This window comes from Serratia sp. Ag1 (genome assembly GCF_000743355.1).
GTDB lineage: Bacteria > Pseudomonadota > Gammaproteobacteria > Enterobacterales > Enterobacteriaceae > Chania.
The window spans coordinates 230,058-248,981 of the sequence record NZ_JQEI01000025.1 but is presented as its reverse complement, the minus strand read 5'-3'; the positions used below and the strand labels follow the sequence as shown (position 1 = coordinate 248,981).

Here is an 18,924-nt window from a genome sequence, read left to right as displayed (position 1 = left end):
GATATACCAATTCCTTACTTCCCTGCCCGAACCGTTAGCGTATGCTTTCGATGTTCCCTACATTTTCAGAGAGTTAAAGGACGGCTATGAGCAAGATATATGAAGACAACTCATTAACAATCGGCCATACGCCGCTGGTTCGTCTGAACCGTATCGGCAACGGGCGCATACTCGCCAAAGTTGAGTCTCGCAACCCGAGTTTTAGCGTCAAATGCCGCATCGGTGCCAATATGATTTGGGATGCCGAAAAACGCGGTATTCTCAGTGCCGGTAAAGAATTGGTGGAACCCACCAGCGGTAACACCGGTATTGCCCTGGCTTTCGTTGCGGCAGCACGCGGTTATAAGTTGACGCTGACCATGCCGGAAACCATGAGCATTGAACGCCGTAAACTGTTGAAAGCACTGGGTGCCAATCTGGTGCTGACCGAAGGTGCGAAGGGAATGAAAGGGGCGATCGCCAAAGCTGAAGAAATTGTGGCGACCGATCCGAACCGCTACGTCCTGTTGCAACAGTTCAGTAATCCGGCCAACCCGGAAATTCATGAAAAAACCACTGGCCCGGAGATATGGGCAGATACCGATGGCGAAATTGATGTCTTCATCGCAGGCGTTGGCACGGGTGGGACGCTGACAGGCGTCAGCCGTTTTATCAAGAACACCAAAGGTAAAGCCATCACCACCGTAGCGGTTGAACCAACGGATTCGCCGGTAATCAGCCAAGCCTTGGCAGGCCTTGAAATCAAACCGGGCCCGCACAAAATTCAGGGGATCGGTGCAGGTTTTATCCCTGGCAACCTCGATCTCGGCCTGATTGATCGGGTTGAGCAGGTCTCCAACGATGAAGCTATCAGTATGGCGCGCCGTCTGATGGAAGAAGAAGGCATTCTGGCAGGAATTTCATCCGGTGCCGCAGTTGCTGCCGCAGTCAAACTTTCGGAAAGTGCAGGCTTTACCGATAAAACAATTGTGGTTATCCTGCCTTCATCAGGTGAACGCTATTTGAGCACCGCATTGTTTGCAGATTTGTTCACAGAGCAGGAACTGCAACAATAGTGCAAAGAGTGCACAATAAGCTAAAAAAGCACCTTTCGGGGTGCTTTTTTGTGGAGCAGATCAAAGTTTACACCCATCAAATGTTGATTTTAACCTCTGGCTTTAGTATTTAAGCGGTCAATTATTTCGGTACGCGAAATTAATCGCCTTCTAACCGTTGCTTGAGCTGAATCGATTTACTCGTTTGTCGCCAAAGCGCAAAACACGGCATAATAAGAAGTTGATCGAAATGGCACCAGAGGCCAGTTTTTTGATCTGGCATGACTAAAGCGTCGTTTTTTGTTGCATCAACGCTCGCCCCTGTACCATAGTCAGGCACTAACCAGACAAGCTAAAATCACGCCGCTAGGCTAAACTTTAGCTCCACAACATTAATCCAATAAGTTGGGGAAACATCAATGTTCCAGCAAGAAGTTACTATTACCGCTCCAAATGGTCTGCACACCCGCCCGGCTGCTCAGTTTGTTAAAGAAGCCAAAGGCTTCGTTTCTGACATTACCGTCACCTCCAACGGCAAAAGCGCAAGTGCCAAGAGCCTGTTTAAACTGCAAACTCTGGGCCTGACCCAAGGGACCGTAGTAACCATTGAAGCTGTTGGTGAAGACGAGCAGAAAGCCGTTGAGCACTTGGTAAAACTGATGGCAGAGCTTGAGTAATCAGCCCGTCTTTTTAGTTAACACCAGTCAAGAGTAAGGTAGGGTTATGATTTCAGGCATTTTAGTATCACCGGGTATCGCTTTTGGTAAGGCTCTTTTACTGAAAGAAGATGAGATTGTTATCAACCGGAAAAAAATCTCTGCGGACCTAGTAGAGCAGGAAGTCTCGCGTTTTCTGGCAGGCCGAGCTAAGGCATCCGAGCAGTTGGAAGCGATCAAGACCAAAGCTGGCGAAACCTTCGGCGAAGAGAAGGAAGCTATCTTCGAAGGCCACATCATGCTGCTGGAAGACGAAGAGCTTGAGCAGGAAATCATAGCCCTCATCAAAGACGATCTAGCATCCGCTGATGCGGCCGCTTATACCGTGATTGAAGGCCAGGCGAAGGCGCTGGAAGAACTGGACGATGAATACCTGAAAGAACGTGCGGCTGACGTGCGCGACATCGGTAAACGTCTGCTACGCAACATTCTGGGCATGGCGATTGTCGATCTGGGTTCTATTCAGGATGAAGTGATTCTGGTAGCTACCGATCTGACCCCCTCAGAAACTGCACAGTTGAACCTGGACAAAGTGCTCGGATTTATCACCGATCTGGGTGGCCGTACCTCGCACACTTCTATCATGGCACGTTCTCTGGAATTGCCAGCCATCGTCGGCACCAGCGATGTGACCAAGCAGGTGAAAAACGACGATTACCTGATTCTGGATGCCGTTAACAACCAGATCTACGTTAACCCGACGGCTGATGTTATCGAACAGCTGAAAGCCGCGCAGAATCTGTACGCCAGCGAGAAAAACGAACTGGTCAAGCTGAAAGATCTGCCAGCAATCACGCTGGATGGGCATCAGGTTGAAGTTTGTGCCAACATTGGTACCGTGCGTGACGTCGCAGGTGCAGAGCGCAATGGCGCCGAAGGTGTTGGCCTGTATCGTACCGAATTCCTGTTCATGGACCGCGACTCACTGCCGACTGAAGACGAGCAGTTCCAGGCTTATAAAGCCGTTGCGGAAGCCATGGGCTCACAGGCAGTGATCGTCCGTACCATGGACATCGGCGGTGATAAAGACCTGCCGTATATGAACCTGCCGAAAGAAGAAAACCCATTCCTTGGCTGGCGTGCGATCCGTATCGCGATGGACCGCCGGGAAATTCTGCATGCCCAACTGCGCGCAATCCTGCGCGCCTCTGCTTTTGGCAAGCTGCGTATCATGTTCCCGATGATCATTTCGGTGGAAGAAGTCCGCGATCTGAAAGCTGAACTGGAAACGCTGAAAGCTCAGTTGCGTGCAGAAAACAAAGCTTTTGACGAGTCAATTGAAGTGGGCGTGATGGTGGAAACACCCGCAGCGGCAGTGATTGCCCATCACTTGGCGAAAGAAGTCGACTTCTTTAGTATTGGGACAAACGACCTTACCCAGTATACTCTGGCAGTAGATCGCGGCAACGAGCTGATTTCTCATCTCTATAACCCGATGTCCCCATCAGTGCTTGGCCTGATCAAGCAGGTCATTGATGCATCTCATGCTGAAGGCAAGTGGACCGGTATGTGCGGTGAACTGGCTGGCGATGAACGTGCTACACTGTTGTTATTGGGCATGGGGCTGGATGAGTTCAGCATGAGTGCGATTTCAATCCCGCGCATCAAGAAAATTATTCGTAACACGAACTTCGAAGATGTGAAGGCGTTGGCAGCGCAGGCCTTGGCTCAACCAACGGCACAAGACTTGATGAATTGTGTGAATAAATTCATCGAAGAAAAGACGCTCTGCTAAACTTCCACGACACTGGAACGCCGCCCAATTTAATGCTTAGGAGAAGATCATGGGTTTGTTCGATAAACTGAAATCTCTGGTTTCTGATGACAAGAAAGACATGGGCACTATCGAGATTGTCGCTCCACTTTCTGGCGAAATCGTCAACATTGAAGATGTCCCTGACGTCGTATTTGCCGAAAAGATCGTTGGTGATGGTATTGCTATCAAACCGGCTGGCAACAAAATGGTTGCTCCTGTTGATGGCACTATCGGCAAGATTTTCGAAACCAACCATGCGTTCTCTATCGAATCTGACAGCGGTATTGAGCTGTTCGTGCACTTCGGTATTGATACCGTTGAGCTCAAAGGCGAAGGTTTCAAGCGCATCGCTGAGGAAGGCCAGCGTGTTAAGAAAGGCGATGTCATTATCGAGTTCAACCTGCCATTGCTGGAAGACAAAGCCAAGTCAACTCTGACCCCGGTGGTGATCTCCAACATGGATGAGATCAAAGAGCTGATCAAACTGTCCGGTAGCGTTATCGTCGGCGAAACCCCGATCATCCGTATTAAGAAGTAATCACCGCGGGTGACCCAGCTACGCAGACACCTAACGCCAGTCAGTTAATCCTGACTGGCGTTTTTCTTTATCTAACGTGAAAAATAGCGACCCAAGATAAATCTTACACTGTGAAGCATTTCCAATGGGTTAGTTCGGTTACCTCAAATCCAGGGACACGGAAATCTCCAGAGATTACACAGGGTAGAGATTCATTAGCCATTCTGTCACTGAGTATTATCAGTGCAAAAAATATTATTCCATTTAATTTTACTAAAGTGATTGATTTAATTTCCTCAATTAAACCAAGTAAAATAATATTTATGCATCACATGAAACAAAATATCATCTTCCCAGAAACCGAGATACATCCTATAGTGCTCGACATTAAATAAACCATAAGTTAGCCACCTTAATAAATTCAAATATAAAAACAGAAAGACATAAATTATTGTGCATTTTTCATTTATTTCAGGAGGGAATAATGAGTCATAAGAGCAAAGGAATGCCTACCGCACCATATTACCCTCACGAGGTAGAGTAATAAGTTATAAACTATTACTCAATCAACTACCTTATCTATGAGATATATCTCTTTGATAGAGAGTTGAACAGCCATAAATTTGGCACATGATTAACAGGAGTATTTACACATTCTCCCAAACTCATCAAATAAATTAAAAGCCACATTAATATGATACGACATATTTATTGTCGCTGTTCTATGTGATGTTGAGATTTTAATATATTTATTTAATTAATGTTTTCTATGCTGTCTGTGGCGTCTATGCCACGTAACCTTTCCGGGCTACCGGAATATTATTATCTATATAAGGAAATATAATGCGTAAGATCCTATCTACCATGACTCCAGTTGCTCTGTTACTTCTGGCTGCTGCTGGCAATGCTCAGGCTGCTTCTAACGCCCAGATCACTGTAACAGGCACTGTGGTAGCAGCGACCTGTGACGTCAGCCTGTCAACCAACAATCTGGACCTGGGAAACTACACACCATCAGACTTTACCACTGTGGCAACGCCAGTAGCGGCAAGCCAAAAAACCTTCACCGTAGGTATCAATAACTGCCAGACTCCGTTGTCCGGTGGTGATACTGCCAGCCTGGTAGTAACAGGTCAAACTCTGGGTGGTAACCCAAATATTTTCAACAGCTCTGGCACTAACGCAGGCGTAATGCTGCGTGAAGCCTCTGCTCCAGCGGGCACTTATATCAAGAACGGTGACAAACTGTTGGTCGCTACTGCCGGTGCAACACCAGCAGTGGGTGACTTCAATGGTAAAAACCTGAGCTTGCAAGCTGGTTTGGCCTCAAGCACCTCTGGCACTGGCGTAAATATCGGTGCTGTAAACGCACCAGTACTGTTCAGCTTTGCCTACAACTGATTTATATCCTAGGGGGCATTTGCCCCCTTTTCTAGTCCCCAGGAACTGTATATGTCCCGTATATTCCCACTGCGTTCAGTATTATTTTCTCTGCTGATGCTGCCTGCTCTATCACAAGCGGATGGCTTCGGTATTAATGCTACCCGCCTGATTTACCCACAGGGCACTGACAGTATCAGCGTGACAGTGCGCAATACTATGACAACACAGCCGTATCTGGTGCAGGCAAAAGTAAGTGGTTCCCAAGACGGAAGCCAACCAGCCCCCTTTATTGCTCGCCCTTCTCTATTTCGCCTAGAGCCGAGCAGTATTAACCAAATACGCATTGTAGGGCAGAGTGCGGCTCTGCCAACAGATCGTGAGTCCATATTCTATTTTCACGCAAGTGCTATTCCGGCCAGTACAACCCCCTCATCCAATGGGCAAAATAATAGAGTTTCTGGCACGGCCCAATTTGGCGTTGGCAATATTATTAAACTATTTTACCGCCCGACAAACTTGCCCTCATCATCAATCGATGCCCAAAAGAATCTGCAATTTTCCCGGGTAAAGGAGGGATTACATGCCAGAAATAATTCTCCTTACTTTGTCAGTTTCTCTAGCCTGCGTTTAGGGAGCCAAACTCTCAAATTGGATACGCCTGCCACATTAATGCTTGCCCCATTCAGCAGCCATATCTATCCAACCACTGCCACACAAAATACGGTCCATTGGGAAACGATTAACGACGAGGGAGGAATCAATGCGTTCAACTATAAACTGCCGTAAAAAATCTTTTCTGCTGTTTGCACTAACCTTGTCGGTTTTAGGCTGTGTCTCTGCTCAGGCAGTTACGCTCAATTTCTCTGCCGTGCTCAACCCAGGGACATGCACTTTCAGCCTGGACAAAAGCACACTGGCACTCGATTCAATTCATCTGTCGCAGTTGACACCATCAACGCTGCAGGTAGCACAACCCTTTACGCTCATCGTTCAGGATTGCAGAGGGACCGATGCCAGCCTAGCGCCAGTTGTTAACGTCAGCGGCGATGGGATCACTCAGGATGGCAGATGGCTATTCCGTAGCAGTGATTCTATGGCTTCCGGCATGGGAGTCATGCTGGTGAAAGCGGACGTTCCACCTAGCTATAGCGCTACAGAAGTCAAAGATGGAGACAATATTCCATTAGCCGCAGCCGGGATTAATCCACCGGATCAGAATATCAAATTTTATGCTGGGATCACCTGCGGCAGCCTGGCATGCGCCAGCGGGTCTATGAGACCGGGAACGTTAACAGCCCGTGTTCTGTTTAACTTGGCCTATCGCTGAGGCTGACATGTTTTTGATACCCGCATACCGTGTAAGAATGGCAACTGGGCTGTATCTGCTGATATCAGTGCAGGCTATGGCTGCGCAAACTGCTGCTAGCGGTGGAATTAGTCTCAGCCAAACGCGTGTGGTGTTTGTGTCCACAGATAAAGCGCAAACACTGGCAGTGAAAAATACAGGCAACCAGAGTTACCTGATTCAAAGCCGGGTACAACAGACACCTGACGATACCACCTTAGCCCCCTTTGTGGTGACGCCACCACTTTTCCCACTAAAACCTGATAGTAAGCAGTTACTGCGCATTATACCGCAGGGCTCTACCCTGCTCACCGATCGGGAGTCGCTTTTTTACCTTGCGGTATTAGCCATCCCCGCTCAGGCCAGCAATGACCCCCCCCAGGCACAGATATCAATGGGGGTGCGTTTTATCATTAAGCTATTTTACCGCCCGGCGAACCTCAAGATGTCGCCAAGTAAGGCAATCTGCAATCTCCGTTTGAGCCAAACCGCCAACGGGGTGCGTATCGAGAACCCAACGCCTTACTTTCAAACGTTAGGGCATCTGAAACTCAATATGGCCTCTATCAATCTGGATGCTCAGCCATCAATGCTGGCCCCGATGAGCGGGCAGAACTACTCAATTCGAGAACGAGTCACCAAGGCCGAATGGCAGACTGTTACTGACTACGGCGGGCTATCCACCCCATGCCAACAAACAGTCTCATCTACACAGGAAACACCATAATGAACTCTCTATTTCGCTGGCGTTTTGTCGGCTGGATCTTTTGTCTGCTAACGGCCTATATCAGCACAGTCCAGGCTCAAGCCCCCGCAACTCCAAAAGGGATTTCCTTTTATGTACTGCGGGTAATTTATCTTGAGAGCGATAAAAGAGGGGTCACCCTGACGGCCAACAACACGACCTCTGTCCCCTATCTGATGCAGTCCTGGATACAACCCGTTGATCCTGCCACCGGCAACCCGATCATGGCGAGTAAAGAGCATCCCGCCATGCCGTTTATTGTCACCCCACCACTGACGCGTTTGGAAGCTGACAGCGAGCTGACGTTGCGTATCAGGCGTAATGGTGAACCGCTACCGGCAGATCGTGAGTCAGTGTTTTTTATCTCGATGAAGGCGATCCCCTCGCAGGCAGCACCAGAACAGCGCGCGGAAGATAAGCAGATGCTGCTGACGGTCACCAGCAATATGAAAGTGTTTTATCGCCCTGAGGGGTTGGTTAAACGTGCTGTTGCTGACATGGCTCCCAAGCTGAAATTCCGCCGCGAGGGCAACCAACTGATCGCAGAGAACCCAACCCCCTATTGGTTAACTTTTTCACGCCTTTCTGTCGGTACAGCTGCACTGGATAAGGCACAACTGCGCCTGATGGTTCCTCCTAAAGGCCAGCAGGGTTACACCCTACCAGACTCTGCCTCTGGCAACGTGACATGGCAACTGATTGATGAAGATGGTTGGGATACCCCCACCGAGCAGCGCCCCCTGTAGGCTTTTCTGAAGTAATACATGGAAAAGTGACATTTTAGCTTTCGTTATGGACGCGATAATAATGACAACACGACATACTGATTTCACATTATTGCCTGTGCTGGCAGGAGCAACTCTACTGGTAAGTGGTGCCCCAGCTCAGGCTCGAGACTACTTCGACCCTGGGTTACTGTCTCTGGGGGGAACTGATGCTGCCACAGTGGACTTGAGCCCTTTCGAAACATCCGGGAAGACACCGCCAGGTACCTATACCGTTTCTCTGTTTATCAACCAGGCAGATCAAGGTCAGCATACTCTAGTATTCAAGACGGATACCCAAGGGAACATTCAGCCTGAACTTACGCCAACCTTCTTGCACGAACTCGGGGTAAATACTCAGGTTTTACCGGCTTTTATAGGGTTACCCACTGAATTACCGGTTAAAGATCTTGCAACGCTGATCCCAGAGTCAAAAATCAAATTTGATTTTGCTCAGCTTCGCCTGGACATCAGCATCCCACAGATAGCCATGCAGCCTAATTCACAAGGGGCGGTCGATCCGGCTTTATGGGATCACGGGGTGCCTGCGTTGTTGTTCAATTATAATCTGAACGGTGGGCGTAACTGGCAAAATGACCAACCAGGGATGGGGAACAGTACCCAGACCAACCTGTTTGCTGGCGTACAAGGAGGGGCCAACCTGCAAGCCTGGCGTCTGCGCAGCAACATGACCTACACGCGCAACACCAGCAACCAGAGTAATATGGCGTCGCAGACTACCCAGAGCACGCGCTTTTCCAATACCTTCCTGCAGCGTGATATCCAGCCTTGGCGGTCAGAAATTTTGCTGGGGGAAAACAGCACCGAAAACGACGTGTTTGACAGCATCCCGTTTCGCGGAGTCAAGCTCAATTCCAGTGACGACATGTTGCCTAATAGCCTGCGCGGTTTTGCCCCCATCATCAGCGGTATTGCGCAAACCAACGCACGTGTGACGGTCAGCCAGAACGGTAACGTTGTCTATCAGACTTATGTTGCCCCTGGGCCATTCCGGATCTCTGACCTGTTCCAGACAGGGCAAGCGGGGGATTTACTCCTCACCGTTAACGAATCCGACGGCACGGTTCGTACCCAGACGCTGGCCTTCTCATCGCTCCCCGTGATGCGTCGGCAAGGCAGCCTGAAATATGAAGTCACTGCAGGCCGTTATAATGGCGGCATCACGGTAGATTCTCAGCGAACGAACTTTGTGCTCGGCACCGCCGTTTATGGCCTGCCCCATGATATCACCCTGTATGGCGGTACGCTCTTAGCCAAAGATTATGCGTCTGCCGTGGCAGGTAGCGGCTTCTCACTGGGCAACTTTGGTGCACTGTCTGCCGATATCACCGCCTCCAGCACCAAACTGGCTGGGCAAAACGATCGTCAGCAGGGTTATTCCTACCGGTTACGCTATTCCAAAAGTATGTTGAGTACCGGCACGGCGGTGGATCTGACCGCCTACCGCTATTCGACCCGTCACTATTACAGTTTCTCTGATTTTAACAATCTGGGTTTCCAGCTCAGCGATGGCCAAGTGCCATGGGCGCTGGAACGCCAGCGTTCCAACTTCCAGGTGCGGCTCAGCCAACAATTGAATTCATGGGGATCGCTGTATCTGTCCGCCTCGCGTAATGACTTCTGGGGTAATGACAAGATACTTAACACGGTATCGGCAGGTTACAACGGCAGTTACCGGGGTGTGAGCTACGGTCTGGCTTACAGTATTGACCGGTTGAAAGGGGATGGCACCTGGCCAGAGAACCGGCAGTTCTCACTCAATATGCAAGTGCCATTCAGCCTGTTTAGTCAAGCAGCAACCTTGAGTAACGCCTATGCCAGTTACCAAATGACCCACAACAATCAGGGCCAGGTGCAGCAGCAAACGGGGATTAGCGGCAGCGCATGGGATAGCCGCCTTTCCTATAGCGCAACGCAGGGCTGGTCCAACGGACAAGACAGCAACAACAGTACGTTGAATGCCGGTTATCAAGGGAGCAAAGGCTCAGCCAGTATGGGCTATAGCTACAGCCGCCAGAACCGCTCACTGAATATGAGTGGCAACGGCGGGCTGGTCGTTCATCCGCAAGGGGTAACCTTGAGCCAAATGCTGGGTAACTCGGTAGCGATTGTGAATGCTCCGGGGTCCGCAGGCACCAGCGTGATGAGCGGTAATATCCAGACGGACTACCGTGGCTATGCGGTAGTGCCATACCTGTCGAGCTATCAATCCAACAGCGTCAGCCTGAATCCGGCCACCTTGCCAGACAATGTGGATATCAGCCAGTCCAGCCTGAATATCTACCCGACCAAAGGGGCCGTCGTGATGGCCAACTTTGCCACACAGGTCGGCTATCAGGTACTGATGACGCTGTTGCAGGCAAATAATAACCCGGTACCGTTCGGGGCACTGGTGACCATAGAGAACAAGGTCGCACAAGAGCCTAATACCGGGATCGTCGGTGAAGCCGGTCAAGTGTACCTGAGCGGGTTATCGGAACAAGGGAAGCTGAAGGTGGTGTGGGGCAAAGAGGCAAACCAACAGTGCCTGGCCGCCTTTAATATGACCAAAGCCACAGTACCGTCAGCCAATAATCCGGTGCACGTGTTAACCGTGATCTGTGAGGGGAAATAAACACATCATGACAACGTTAAAAACAGCAAACCTCGCCACAGAGGGTGAAAGCAGCAAAATGGAGACAATGATCAAAATGCCTGTTCGTCAGAATCTGTCAAAGAGTAGCGTTTCGCGCCTACTGCCCCTACTGACTTTACTGTTAGTAACTACACCTTCGTCTTGGGCCGAGACCATCACGATCGGCAAAGGAAGCGGAATAGTATGGGAAGGTCTAGCGTTTAACGAAACGCTGACGGCGAACTCTTTCGGCAGTTCAACTCTGCTGGTTACGAGTGGAATAATATCTATATCCAATCTCCCGGTGTCCTGCCTATCTGCTCCCCTACTCAAACCTATCGCCGGTTATTCTGCTTTACCACTTCTTAATGCTCAAAATCAGCCAACTGGGGTAGGATTAATCCCCCGAGCTGTCGGGTATGCCGAGTATTATCTAACCGGTGTCGGTGGCCTGGAAACACTAAGCGGTACAATAGGGTTACCCATAACGCAAGGCCGAACAAGCTCCGGGTTCACCATCAACAACCCAATACGTTTCGATCCACCAAAGGAATGGTGCTTACCTCCGCGTACTGACAAAGTCCACTACGATTTTTTTTATAACACCAACAGTCGCCGGACTGTAAATATCTCTGGGACTTGGGTTATGGTAGCCGATGGTAATCAAAGGAGTGGAGAATATACCATTCCTCCCATGTATGCAGGGAGCTTTACTAGCACTGCTGGCTGGGACAGAAGTACCGTGATTTTAAAGGGGCCAATAACCCTGCGGATTTCTACCTTGGCATGCACCGTAGCCACCACCACCAATATCAACTTTGGCGGTGTGCAGCGTAATACTCAGGCGGGAAGTGAATTAGCACGTTTATCCTATCCGCTCACCGTTGCCTGTTCGCAGGATACCGACAAGATTAATGCCAATATCAACGTTCAGTTCCGTGCCGCCAGCGGCCAGTATGAATCAACACCGACAAGATTGGCGCTGAACCAGGGTGGTGGCTATATCACAGGTGAAATCGATAACGCCGTGACGGGGAGCGGTGCCTGTAACGCAACCACGGGTATTCCATTCGATAATACCCAGCTCAAAGTGGGGAGTATCACCAGCACCGAGGCCACCAAAGTGACCAATAACCAAATCACTTGGCGATTGTGCTCTGGCGGAGCAACTTTACCTATCGGCCCTGTCGATGCCTCAACAGACATGCTGGTCACTTTCAACTAACCGCTTCACATGGATGTTCGGGCGCTGGCAGACTGCGCCCGAACCGATGAAACGGGCCGCCGAAGCGGCTCTGATACAAGCATTGGAACGCTAATCAAACACGCCAGTGGAAAGATAACGATCGCCGCGATCGCAAATAATCGCCACAATCACACTTCCCGGGTTAGCCGCCGCGACCTGCAATGCGCCAGCAACAGCACCACCAGAACTGACACCACAGAAAATACCTTCCAGCTGCGCCAGTCGCCGCATGGTCTTTTCGGCTAAATGTTGGCTCATATCCAGCACTTGATCCACCAGCTCAGGGCGGAAAATACCCGGCAGATAGGCCGCTGGCCAACGGCGAATACCCGGAATGCTGCTGCCTTCCGCAGGCTGCAAACCGATAATGTTGACCTGCGGGTTTTGGCTTTTCAGGTAACCACCAACGCCAGTAATAGTCCCCGTCGTGCCCATGCTGGAAACGAAATGGGTAATGCGACCCGCCGTTTGTTGCCAGATTTCCGGGCCAGTAGTGGTGAAATGGGCATAGGGGTTATCTTGGTTGTTGAACTGATCCAACACTTTACCTTGCCCTTGCTGTTGCATCTCAAGCGCCAGATCGCGGGCTCCTTCCATCCCCTGCTCACGGCTGACCAGGATCAGTTCAGCGCCATACGCCCGCATTGATGCTTGCCGTTCCATGCTCATATTCTCTGGCATCAGCAACTTTAAGGTATAACCTTTCATCGCAGCAATCATCGCCAGCGCAATACCGGTGTTGCCGCTGGTCGCTTCAATCAGCGTATCGCCCGGTTTAATCTCACCACGCCGTTCCGCTTGTTGAATCATCGCCAGCGCAGCGCGATCTTTAACCGATCCAGCCGGATTATTGCCTTCCAGCTTGACCCAGACTTCACTGCCGAGCCCTTCAGCCAGCCGTTGCAGTTTTACTAACGGTGTATTTCCAATACATTGTTCCAGCGTGGTCACAATCGTTGCCTGTTTGTAATGTCAGAAGGCAACCCCGAGGTTGCCTTAAAATGTGAATGATGGGGTTAAAAACTATCAGGCGCTTTTTGCTAGCGCAACCGGTTGTAACAACTGTTCACCGGCATACAAGCGTGCGTTGAGGCTGCCGACATAGTAGCGGCCTCCGCGCATTGGTGCGGTATTGTCTTCCGAAAGCACGACGCTGATCGGTTCCTGATGCCAGCCGATCGGCTGCACGGTCAACTGCCAGAAGTGGCCGCGCGGGCTGACTTCCAGCACCTGTACCGGTAACGGGCAACGGGCACTGCTCTCGGTGTTGATTTCCATTTCCCACGGGCGCAGAAACAGCTCAACACTGCCCTGATGCATCGGCTGGAATGAAAGCGGCCACTGGTGGGCGCCAACAAACAGCTGCGAACCACGGATTTCACCGTTCAGGCGGTTAACTTCGCCCATAAACTCCAGCACGAAACGGGTCGCCGGTTCACGCATGATCTCAATCGGTGAACCCACCTGCTCGATATTACCCTGGCTCATCACTACGATGCGATCCGCCACTTCCATCGCTTCTTCCTGATCGTGGGTGACAAACACGCTAGTGAATTTCAGTTCTTCATGCAACTGACGCAGCCAGCGACGCAACTCTTTACGCACCTGTGCATCCAGCGCGCCAAAAGGCTCATCCAGTAACAGGATTTGTGGTTCTACCGCCAAAGCGCGCGCCAACGCCACCCGCTGTTTCTGCCCGCCAGAAAGCTGCGAAGGGTAACGGTTAGCCAGATGAGCCAACTGCACCATTTCCAGCAATTGTTCTACTTTCTGTTTGATCGCGGCTGCATTCGGGCGCTCACGGCGCGGCAACACACTCAGGCCAAAAGCAATATTGTCGAATACCGTCATATGGCGGAACAATGCGTAATGCTGGAAGACAAAACCAACACGCCGATCGCGCGCATGAACGCGGCTGACGTCTGTGCCGTGGAAGCCCAGTTTGCCGCCGCTCTGGCTTTCCAACCCGGCGATAATCCGCAGCAAGGTGGTTTTACCAGAGCCTGACGGCCCCAACAGTGCCACCATTTCACCAGAAGGAATATCAAGTGAGATATCGTTCAATACTTTGGTACGACCGAAAAATTTGTTGATACCGCTGATCTCAATGCTCATGATTTTCCTCCCGCTCAAGACGTGCGTTCTGGCGCGCTAAACGCCATTGCAAACCGCTTTTCAGAAATAAGGTCACTATAGCCATCAGGGTTAACAACGCGGCGGCGGTAAAAGCCCCGGCAGTGTTGTAATCCTGATGCAGTAATTCAACTTGCAGCGGCAATGTATAGGTTTCACCGCGAATCGAACCAGAAACCACCGACACCGCGCCGAACTCGCCAATGGCACGCGCATTGGTCAGCACTACGCCGTACAGCAACGCCCAACGGATATTTGGCAGCGTAACGCGGCGGAACATCTGCCAGCCAGAAGCCCCCAACAGCACCGCTGCTTCATCTTCCTGGCTGCCCTGGCTCAACATCAATGGCACCAGTTCACGTACCACAAACGGGCAAGTAACGAACACCGTGACCAGCACCATACCCGGCCAAGCGAACATCAGCTGAATATTGTGGGCCTCCAGCCAACCGCCGAGCGGCCCATTAGTACCGTAAAACAGCAGGTACAGCAGCCCTGCGACTACCGGCGATACGGCAAACGGCATATCAAACAGCGTCAACAGCAGTTGGCGGCCAGGGAAAGTAAATCGCGTCACCAGCCAAGCCAGCAAAGTACCGAACAGCAGATTCACCGGCACGGTAATCAGCGCCACCAACACCGTCAGCCAGATAGCATGCAACATGTCGGGGTTGGACAGGTTTTGCCACACGGCCCCCACACCCGAAGAGAATGCCCCAATGAAAATCATCACCATCGGCACGACCAGCAGCAGAACAGAGAACAGCACACCGATGGCGATCAGCGTCCATTTTCCCCAGTTCACACGCGGGTGCTCTACGCCACGCAAAGCGGTAACATCAGCCATCAGTGCCCTCCAATCCGGCGGCCAAAGTGGCTCTGTAAAGTATTAATAGCAAACAGCAACAGCAAAGAGGCCGCCAGAATCACCGAAGCAATTGCGCTTGCTGCCGGGTAGTCGAACTCCTGCAAGCGTACAAAAATCATCAGCGAGGTCACTTCGGTTTTCCAGGCGATATTTCCGGCGATAAAGATCACTGCGCCAAACTCGCCCAGGCTGCGGGTAAACGACAGCGCGGTTCCTGCCAGCAATGCCGGGGCTACTTCAGGCAACACCACGCGGCGGAAACTCTGCCAACGGGTTGCTCCCAGCGTTTCTGCCGCTTCTTCGTATTCCGGCCCCAACTCTTCCAACACCGGTTGCACGGTACGCACCACAAACGGGATGCTGGTGAACGCCATTGCCACCGCGATCCCGATCCAAGTGAACGACACTTTGATATCAAACTGCGCCAGCCACTGCCCGTACCAGCCAGTAGTAGAAAACAGCCCGGCCAAGGTTAAGCCAGCCACCGCTGTGGGCAGTGCGAAGGGCAAATCCATCAGGCCATCCAGCAATGAACGGCCAGGAAATTGATAACGGGTGAGGATCCAGGCCATCAGCATGCCGAATGCCGCGTTGAAAACGCTGGCAACACCCGCCGCCAGCAGCGTCACTTTATAGGCGGCGACTACCTGCGGATTGGTGATCACTTCCCAATATTGCGCCAGGCTCATCTGTGCCAGTTGCATCACCAGCGCGCTGAGTGGCAACAGCAAAATCAGGCAGGTATAAAGCAGGCTGCTCCCCAAACTGAGGGTGAAACCGGGCAGAACCCGCTTGCTGGACAGCGCCAACATTACTTACGTCCCGCCGCTAGCAGTTGATCCAGCTCACCACCGGTCGCAAAGTGCGTGCTCATCACCTGTGGCCAATTGCCGAACTGCTCTTCTACACGGAACAGCTTGGTCTGCGGGAACTGGCCTTTCGCCGCGTCCATCGCTTGCTGGTCATGAACACGATAATAGAAACTGGCGATCAGTTTTTGGGCTGCCGGGCTGTAGAGATAATTCAGATACTCTTTCGCTGCCTGCTCGGTGCCATTTTTCTCAATATTTTTATCTACCCAGGCCACCGGGAACTCCGCCAAAATATCCACTGGCGGAACGATCACGTCATATTTATCTTCACCATATTGCTTGCGGATATTGTTCACTTCTGACTCAAAACTGATCAGCACATCCCCCAAGCCACGCTCAACAAAGGTAGTGGTCGCACCACGGCCACCGGTATCAAATACCACCACGTTTTTCAGCAAACGAGTCATAAACTCGCGGGTTTTAGCCTGATCGTTACCCCCTTCCTGGCTAGCGGCACCCCAAGCGGCCAGATAGGTATAACGGCCATTGCCGGAGGTTTTCGGGTTCGGGAAGACCAGTTGCACATTGTCACGAACCAGATCGTTCCAGGTCTGGATACCTTTCGGGTTGCCCTTATGTACCAGGAACGCCATGGTGGAATAGAACGGTGAGCTGTTATTCGGCAAGCGCTGCTGCCAGTCGGCTGGGATCAGCTTGCCGCGATCGTGCAGGATCTGTACGTCGGTCACTTGGTTATAAGTCACCACGTCAGCCTTAAGCCCCTGCAGGATCGCCAGCGCCTGTTTGGAAGAACCGGCGTGGGATTGCTTGATAGTCAGTTTGTCATCGGGGTGTTGCTGATTCCATTGCTGTTCAAAGCCAGGATTCAACGCAGCAAACAATTCGCGGGAAACATCGTAAGAACTATTGAGCAACTCAGCCGCAGAAAGGCTGCCGCTAGCCAATAACAGCGCAGCCAGCCCCCCTTTCAGCACACTATTTTTATATTTCATTCTGCACCTTATCACTCAGTCAAAACGCCGGGACTATGCCCTGATACTGACCAGTGTATTTATAACTCGATGCAGAGTTGTAACGCTTTTATATACCGTTTAGTGATTTTCAAGCATCAAATGCTCTAAGGCAGGAAAGGAGCGGCGTTGCCGTGAGTCGGAGTGAATCAGGGCCAGCCTGGCTGGCCCTGGGCAGGATATCAAAGCGCCAGCAGGCGCGTCAGTGACGGTGCGAAATAGTAACTGCCGGTCACCGCACGGCTAAAGCGCAGCAAGGCATCGTGTTTGCCATCCAACTCACCGAACATGCTCAGCAGTTGCTGTTCAATATTGTGCAAGCGTGCGCAGTAAGCAATAAAGTACAGGCCATGCTTACCGCTGGCGGTGCCGTAAGGCAGGCTCTGACGCAGGATTTTCAGCCCTTGGCCCTCTTCTTTCAGATCGACCCGGCTAACGTGTGATGTTTCAGGCCGTTGCTCTGGCGGCAATTCTTCGCTGTCATGCTTGGTTCGGCCAATGATCTGTTCCTGCTGCTCGGTAGTGAAACGCTGCCATTGGCGCAGGTTATGCTCGTAGCGCTGCACCAGCACATAGCTGCCGCCTGCGTCTTCTTCACCTTCACCGATCACCGCTACCACCGGGCGCTGTTCACCCTGCGGGTTTTCAGTGCCGTCGATAAAACCGCTCAGATCGCGATCTTCCACCCAACGGAAACCGTGGGTTTCTTCTTCAACCCGGATGGTATTACCCAATGCAGCCAGTGCCGCCTGCGCCAAAGAGAAATTAACGTCATGGCGCAGCGATTGGATATGGATCAACAAATCGCGCTGGGTAGCAGGAGCCAAACCCTTGCCCAGCGGCGTGAAAGGCTTCAGTTCTTTAGCACCCTGGCCGTTGGATAGGTCGTGCCAAACATCTGCGCCAAAAGCAATCACGGCACCCAGATGGGCATCCGGGAACTGCTGCTGCAGTTCGTTAAGCGCCTGGCAGAATTGCTTGCAACCCAGACGCAAATCAGCGAATTCCCCCTGAACCATGGCTTCGATAAAAATGCCAAAACGGCAATGCTCCAGCAGGATCCCGCTCTGAACCTGTGTCATGTAGTTATCCTCAATACCTGAATCGGGTAACAGGGCGCGTGAGTTTCCTGTTACAAACACACATTATCTTAGCGTCTGCGAATAAAATTACCTTAGCTGAGCGCAAAGAATAAAGCGGGGTTTAACACGAAAAAACGCAGGTGCTGCCAATAAGAGCACCCACAGAAGAATTATTGCGCTTTGGCGTGCCAGATGATTTTACTTACCGTCCAGCTTTTCAACGTATCATCTGGTGGGATAATGTCCTGCGGGCCTGCCCACTTGCCACTGAAAACATAGGTCACGTACCGGCTCTGCTCGGCCACACATTCCACCAGCCCCGCGTCTTCACCTTCACCCGGCTTACAGGAACCATAGGCTTTACTGAACAGATCGCTGAATGGTGTCCCCAGCTTGCTGCCCCATTCGGTGGCAATCTTAGGATCCATAACATCGACGCGACGCGCATAACCTTTCGGCTCACCAGTGATCACCAGCTTCACATTGTCGCCGTCCAATGCCTGATAATACGCCACGATCTGGCCGTTGTTGGTCGCCATACCACCGCGCATGCGATAGTTGTTGTTCAGACCTTCGCCAAGCGCGCTCTCTGTCATTGAGGTAGTGGCATTAATACCGCCGACGCCTTTGCCGCTGACTTCCACGCTGCCACCAAACCAGTTGAACGGCGACAGGCTGGACCAGGAGAAGTTGCTCAGAGTCGAGCAGCCCGTCAGTAACAGCGGTAGCCCTAACAGCAGTGGGCGAATATTCATTTTATAGCTCCTTAACATCAAACAGATTGGCGATTGCAGCCTCTCATAACTGCCCGGGTGACGCCATTGGTTGCGAGCTTGGAGTGCGTAAATTGGGAAAAG

General features: G+C 51.4%; 18 protein-coding genes. 11 read left to right on the top strand and 7 right to left on the bottom strand.

Features of this window, described 5'->3' with window-relative positions:
* Positions 1-86 precede the first annotated feature (86 nt).
* From cysK to IV04_RS26810, 11 genes are all read left to right on the top strand, one after another.
* Positions 87-1,055, top strand: coding sequence for a cysteine synthase A (cysK, locus tag IV04_RS16085; RefSeq protein WP_037395695.1), 969 nt, complete (start codon positions 87-89; stop codon positions 1,053-1,055).
* 398 nt (positions 1,056-1,453) lie between these two features.
* Entirely contained in the window at positions 1,454-1,711 is a 258-nt protein-coding gene (gene ptsH, locus IV04_RS16080) for a phosphocarrier protein Hpr (RefSeq protein WP_024912576.1), read from the top strand.
* A 46-nt stretch (positions 1,712-1,757) separates the two neighbouring features.
* The gene (gene ptsI / locus IV04_RS16075; protein ID WP_037395691.1) at positions 1,758-3,485 is read left to right on the top strand and encodes a phosphoenolpyruvate-protein phosphotransferase PtsI; all 1,728 of its coding nucleotides are present in this window, start codon (positions 1,758-1,760) and stop codon (positions 3,483-3,485) included.
* A 49-nt stretch (positions 3,486-3,534) separates the two neighbouring features.
* Positions 3,535-4,044, top strand: a complete 510-nt coding sequence (gene crr / locus IV04_RS16070; protein ID WP_037395689.1) for a PTS glucose transporter subunit IIA — start codon at positions 3,535-3,537, stop codon at positions 4,042-4,044.
* A gap of 822 nt (positions 4,045-4,866) precedes the next feature.
* On the top strand, positions 4,867-5,424 hold the full coding sequence (locus IV04_RS16065) for a fimbrial protein (RefSeq protein WP_037395687.1): 558 nt from the start codon (positions 4,867-4,869) through the stop codon (positions 5,422-5,424).
* 51 nt (positions 5,425-5,475) lie between these two features.
* Positions 5,476-6,192 carry a molecular chaperone gene (locus IV04_RS16060; RefSeq protein WP_037395685.1) on the top strand — a complete coding sequence of 239 codons (717 nt, stop codon included), beginning with the start codon at positions 5,476-5,478 and terminating at the stop codon, positions 6,190-6,192.
* Complete coding sequence (locus tag IV04_RS16055) at positions 6,167-6,733, top strand: fimbrial protein (RefSeq protein ID WP_037395683.1); 567 nt, start codon at positions 6,167-6,169, stop codon at positions 6,731-6,733. Before IV04_RS16060 ends, IV04_RS16055 begins: the two co-directional genes overlap by 26 nt.
* A gap of 76 nt (positions 6,734-6,809) precedes the next feature.
* Positions 6,810-7,478: a molecular chaperone gene (locus tag IV04_RS16050; protein WP_231566236.1), complete on the top strand. Its 669-nt coding sequence runs from the start codon at positions 6,810-6,812 to the stop codon at positions 7,476-7,478.
* Positions 7,478-8,242, top strand: coding sequence for a molecular chaperone (locus tag IV04_RS16045; protein ID WP_081893232.1), 765 nt, complete (start codon positions 7,478-7,480; stop codon positions 8,240-8,242). The genes IV04_RS16050 and IV04_RS16045 overlap by 1 nt, the downstream gene beginning before the upstream one ends.
* Positions 8,243-8,303: 61 nt before the next feature.
* Complete coding sequence (locus IV04_RS16040) at positions 8,304-10,895, top strand: fimbria/pilus outer membrane usher protein (protein ID WP_037395680.1); 2,592 nt, start codon at positions 8,304-8,306, stop codon at positions 10,893-10,895.
* Between the two features lie 781 nt (positions 10,896-11,676).
* Positions 11,677-12,120: a hypothetical protein gene (locus IV04_RS26810; RefSeq protein WP_231566235.1), complete on the top strand. Its 444-nt coding sequence runs from the start codon at positions 11,677-11,679 to the stop codon at positions 12,118-12,120.
* Between the two features lie 90 nt (positions 12,121-12,210).
* On the opposite strand, the gene cysM is transcribed toward IV04_RS26810, so the two are convergent.
* From cysM to IV04_RS16000, 7 genes are all read right to left on the bottom strand, one after another.
* Positions 12,211-13,092 (bottom strand): cysteine synthase CysM, encoded by an 882-nt coding sequence (gene cysM / locus IV04_RS16030; RefSeq protein WP_037395676.1) that lies wholly within the window; start codon positions 13,090-13,092, stop codon positions 12,211-12,213.
* A 75-nt stretch (positions 13,093-13,167) separates the two neighbouring features.
* On the bottom strand, positions 13,168-14,256 hold the full coding sequence (gene cysA / locus IV04_RS16025) for a sulfate/thiosulfate ABC transporter ATP-binding protein CysA (protein WP_037395674.1): 1,089 nt from the start codon (positions 14,254-14,256) through the stop codon (positions 13,168-13,170).
* Positions 14,246-15,121 carry a sulfate/thiosulfate ABC transporter permease CysW gene (gene cysW / locus IV04_RS16020; protein WP_037395673.1) on the bottom strand — a complete coding sequence of 292 codons (876 nt, stop codon included), beginning with the start codon at positions 15,119-15,121 and terminating at the stop codon, positions 14,246-14,248. Before cysW ends, cysA begins: the two co-directional genes overlap by 11 nt.
* On the bottom strand, positions 15,121-15,954 hold the full coding sequence (gene cysT, locus IV04_RS16015) for a sulfate/thiosulfate ABC transporter permease CysT (protein ID WP_037395671.1): 834 nt from the start codon (positions 15,952-15,954) through the stop codon (positions 15,121-15,123). The genes cysW and cysT overlap by 1 nt, the downstream gene beginning before the upstream one ends.
* On the bottom strand, positions 15,954-16,967 hold the full coding sequence (locus IV04_RS16010) for a sulfate ABC transporter substrate-binding protein (RefSeq protein ID WP_037395669.1): 1,014 nt from the start codon (positions 16,965-16,967) through the stop codon (positions 15,954-15,956). The genes cysT and IV04_RS16010 overlap by 1 nt, the downstream gene beginning before the upstream one ends.
* A gap of 200 nt (positions 16,968-17,167) precedes the next feature.
* On the bottom strand, positions 17,168-18,067 hold the full coding sequence (locus IV04_RS16005; RefSeq protein WP_037395667.1) for a Dyp-type peroxidase: 900 nt from the start codon (positions 18,065-18,067) through the stop codon (positions 17,168-17,170).
* Positions 18,068-18,237: 170 nt separating this feature from the next.
* Positions 18,238-18,822: an RpoE-regulated lipoprotein gene (locus IV04_RS16000; RefSeq protein ID WP_037395664.1), complete on the bottom strand. Its 585-nt coding sequence runs from the start codon at positions 18,820-18,822 to the stop codon at positions 18,238-18,240.
* Positions 18,823-18,924 lie beyond the last annotated feature (102 nt).

Excerpts from the sequence above, each read along its gene's own strand:
- cysK (WP_037395695.1), top strand. The coding sequence starts at position 87 with ATGAGCAAGATATATGAAGACAACTCATTAACAATCGGCCATACGCCG.
- ptsH (WP_024912576.1), top strand. The coding sequence starts at position 1,454 with ATGTTCCAGCAAGAAGTTACTATTACCGCTCCAAATGGTCTGCACACC.
- ptsI (WP_037395691.1), top strand. The coding sequence starts at position 1,758 with ATGATTTCAGGCATTTTAGTATCACCGGGTATCGCTTTTGGTAAGGCT.
- crr (WP_037395689.1), top strand. The coding sequence starts at position 3,535 with ATGGGTTTGTTCGATAAACTGAAATCTCTGGTTTCTGATGACAAGAAA.
- IV04_RS16065 (WP_037395687.1), top strand. The coding sequence starts at position 4,867 with ATGCGTAAGATCCTATCTACCATGACTCCAGTTGCTCTGTTACTTCTG.
- IV04_RS16060 (WP_037395685.1), top strand. The coding sequence starts at position 5,476 with ATGTCCCGTATATTCCCACTGCGTTCAGTATTATTTTCTCTGCTGATG.
- IV04_RS16055 (WP_037395683.1), top strand. The coding sequence starts at position 6,167 with ATGCGTTCAACTATAAACTGCCGTAAAAAATCTTTTCTGCTGTTTGCA.
- IV04_RS16050 (WP_231566236.1), top strand. The coding sequence starts at position 6,810 with ATGGCTGCGCAAACTGCTGCTAGCGGTGGAATTAGTCTCAGCCAAACG.
- IV04_RS16045 (WP_081893232.1), top strand. The coding sequence starts at position 7,478 with ATGAACTCTCTATTTCGCTGGCGTTTTGTCGGCTGGATCTTTTGTCTG.
- IV04_RS16040 (WP_037395680.1), top strand. The coding sequence starts at position 8,304 with ATGACAACACGACATACTGATTTCACATTATTGCCTGTGCTGGCAGGA.
- cysA (WP_037395674.1), bottom strand. The coding sequence starts at position 14,256 with ATGAGCATTGAGATCAGCGGTATCAACAAATTTTTCGGTCGTACCAAA.
- cysW (WP_037395673.1), bottom strand. The coding sequence starts at position 15,121 with ATGGCTGATGTTACCGCTTTGCGTGGCGTAGAGCACCCGCGTGTGAAC.
- cysT (WP_037395671.1), bottom strand. The coding sequence starts at position 15,954 with ATGTTGGCGCTGTCCAGCAAGCGGGTTCTGCCCGGTTTCACCCTCAGT.
- IV04_RS16010 (WP_037395669.1), bottom strand. The coding sequence starts at position 16,967 with ATGAAATATAAAAATAGTGTGCTGAAAGGGGGGCTGGCTGCGCTGTTA.
- IV04_RS16005 (WP_037395667.1), bottom strand. The coding sequence starts at position 18,067 with ATGACACAGGTTCAGAGCGGGATCCTGCTGGAGCATTGCCGTTTTGGC.
- IV04_RS16000 (WP_037395664.1), bottom strand. The coding sequence starts at position 18,822 with ATGAATATTCGCCCACTGCTGTTAGGGCTACCGCTGTTACTGACGGGC.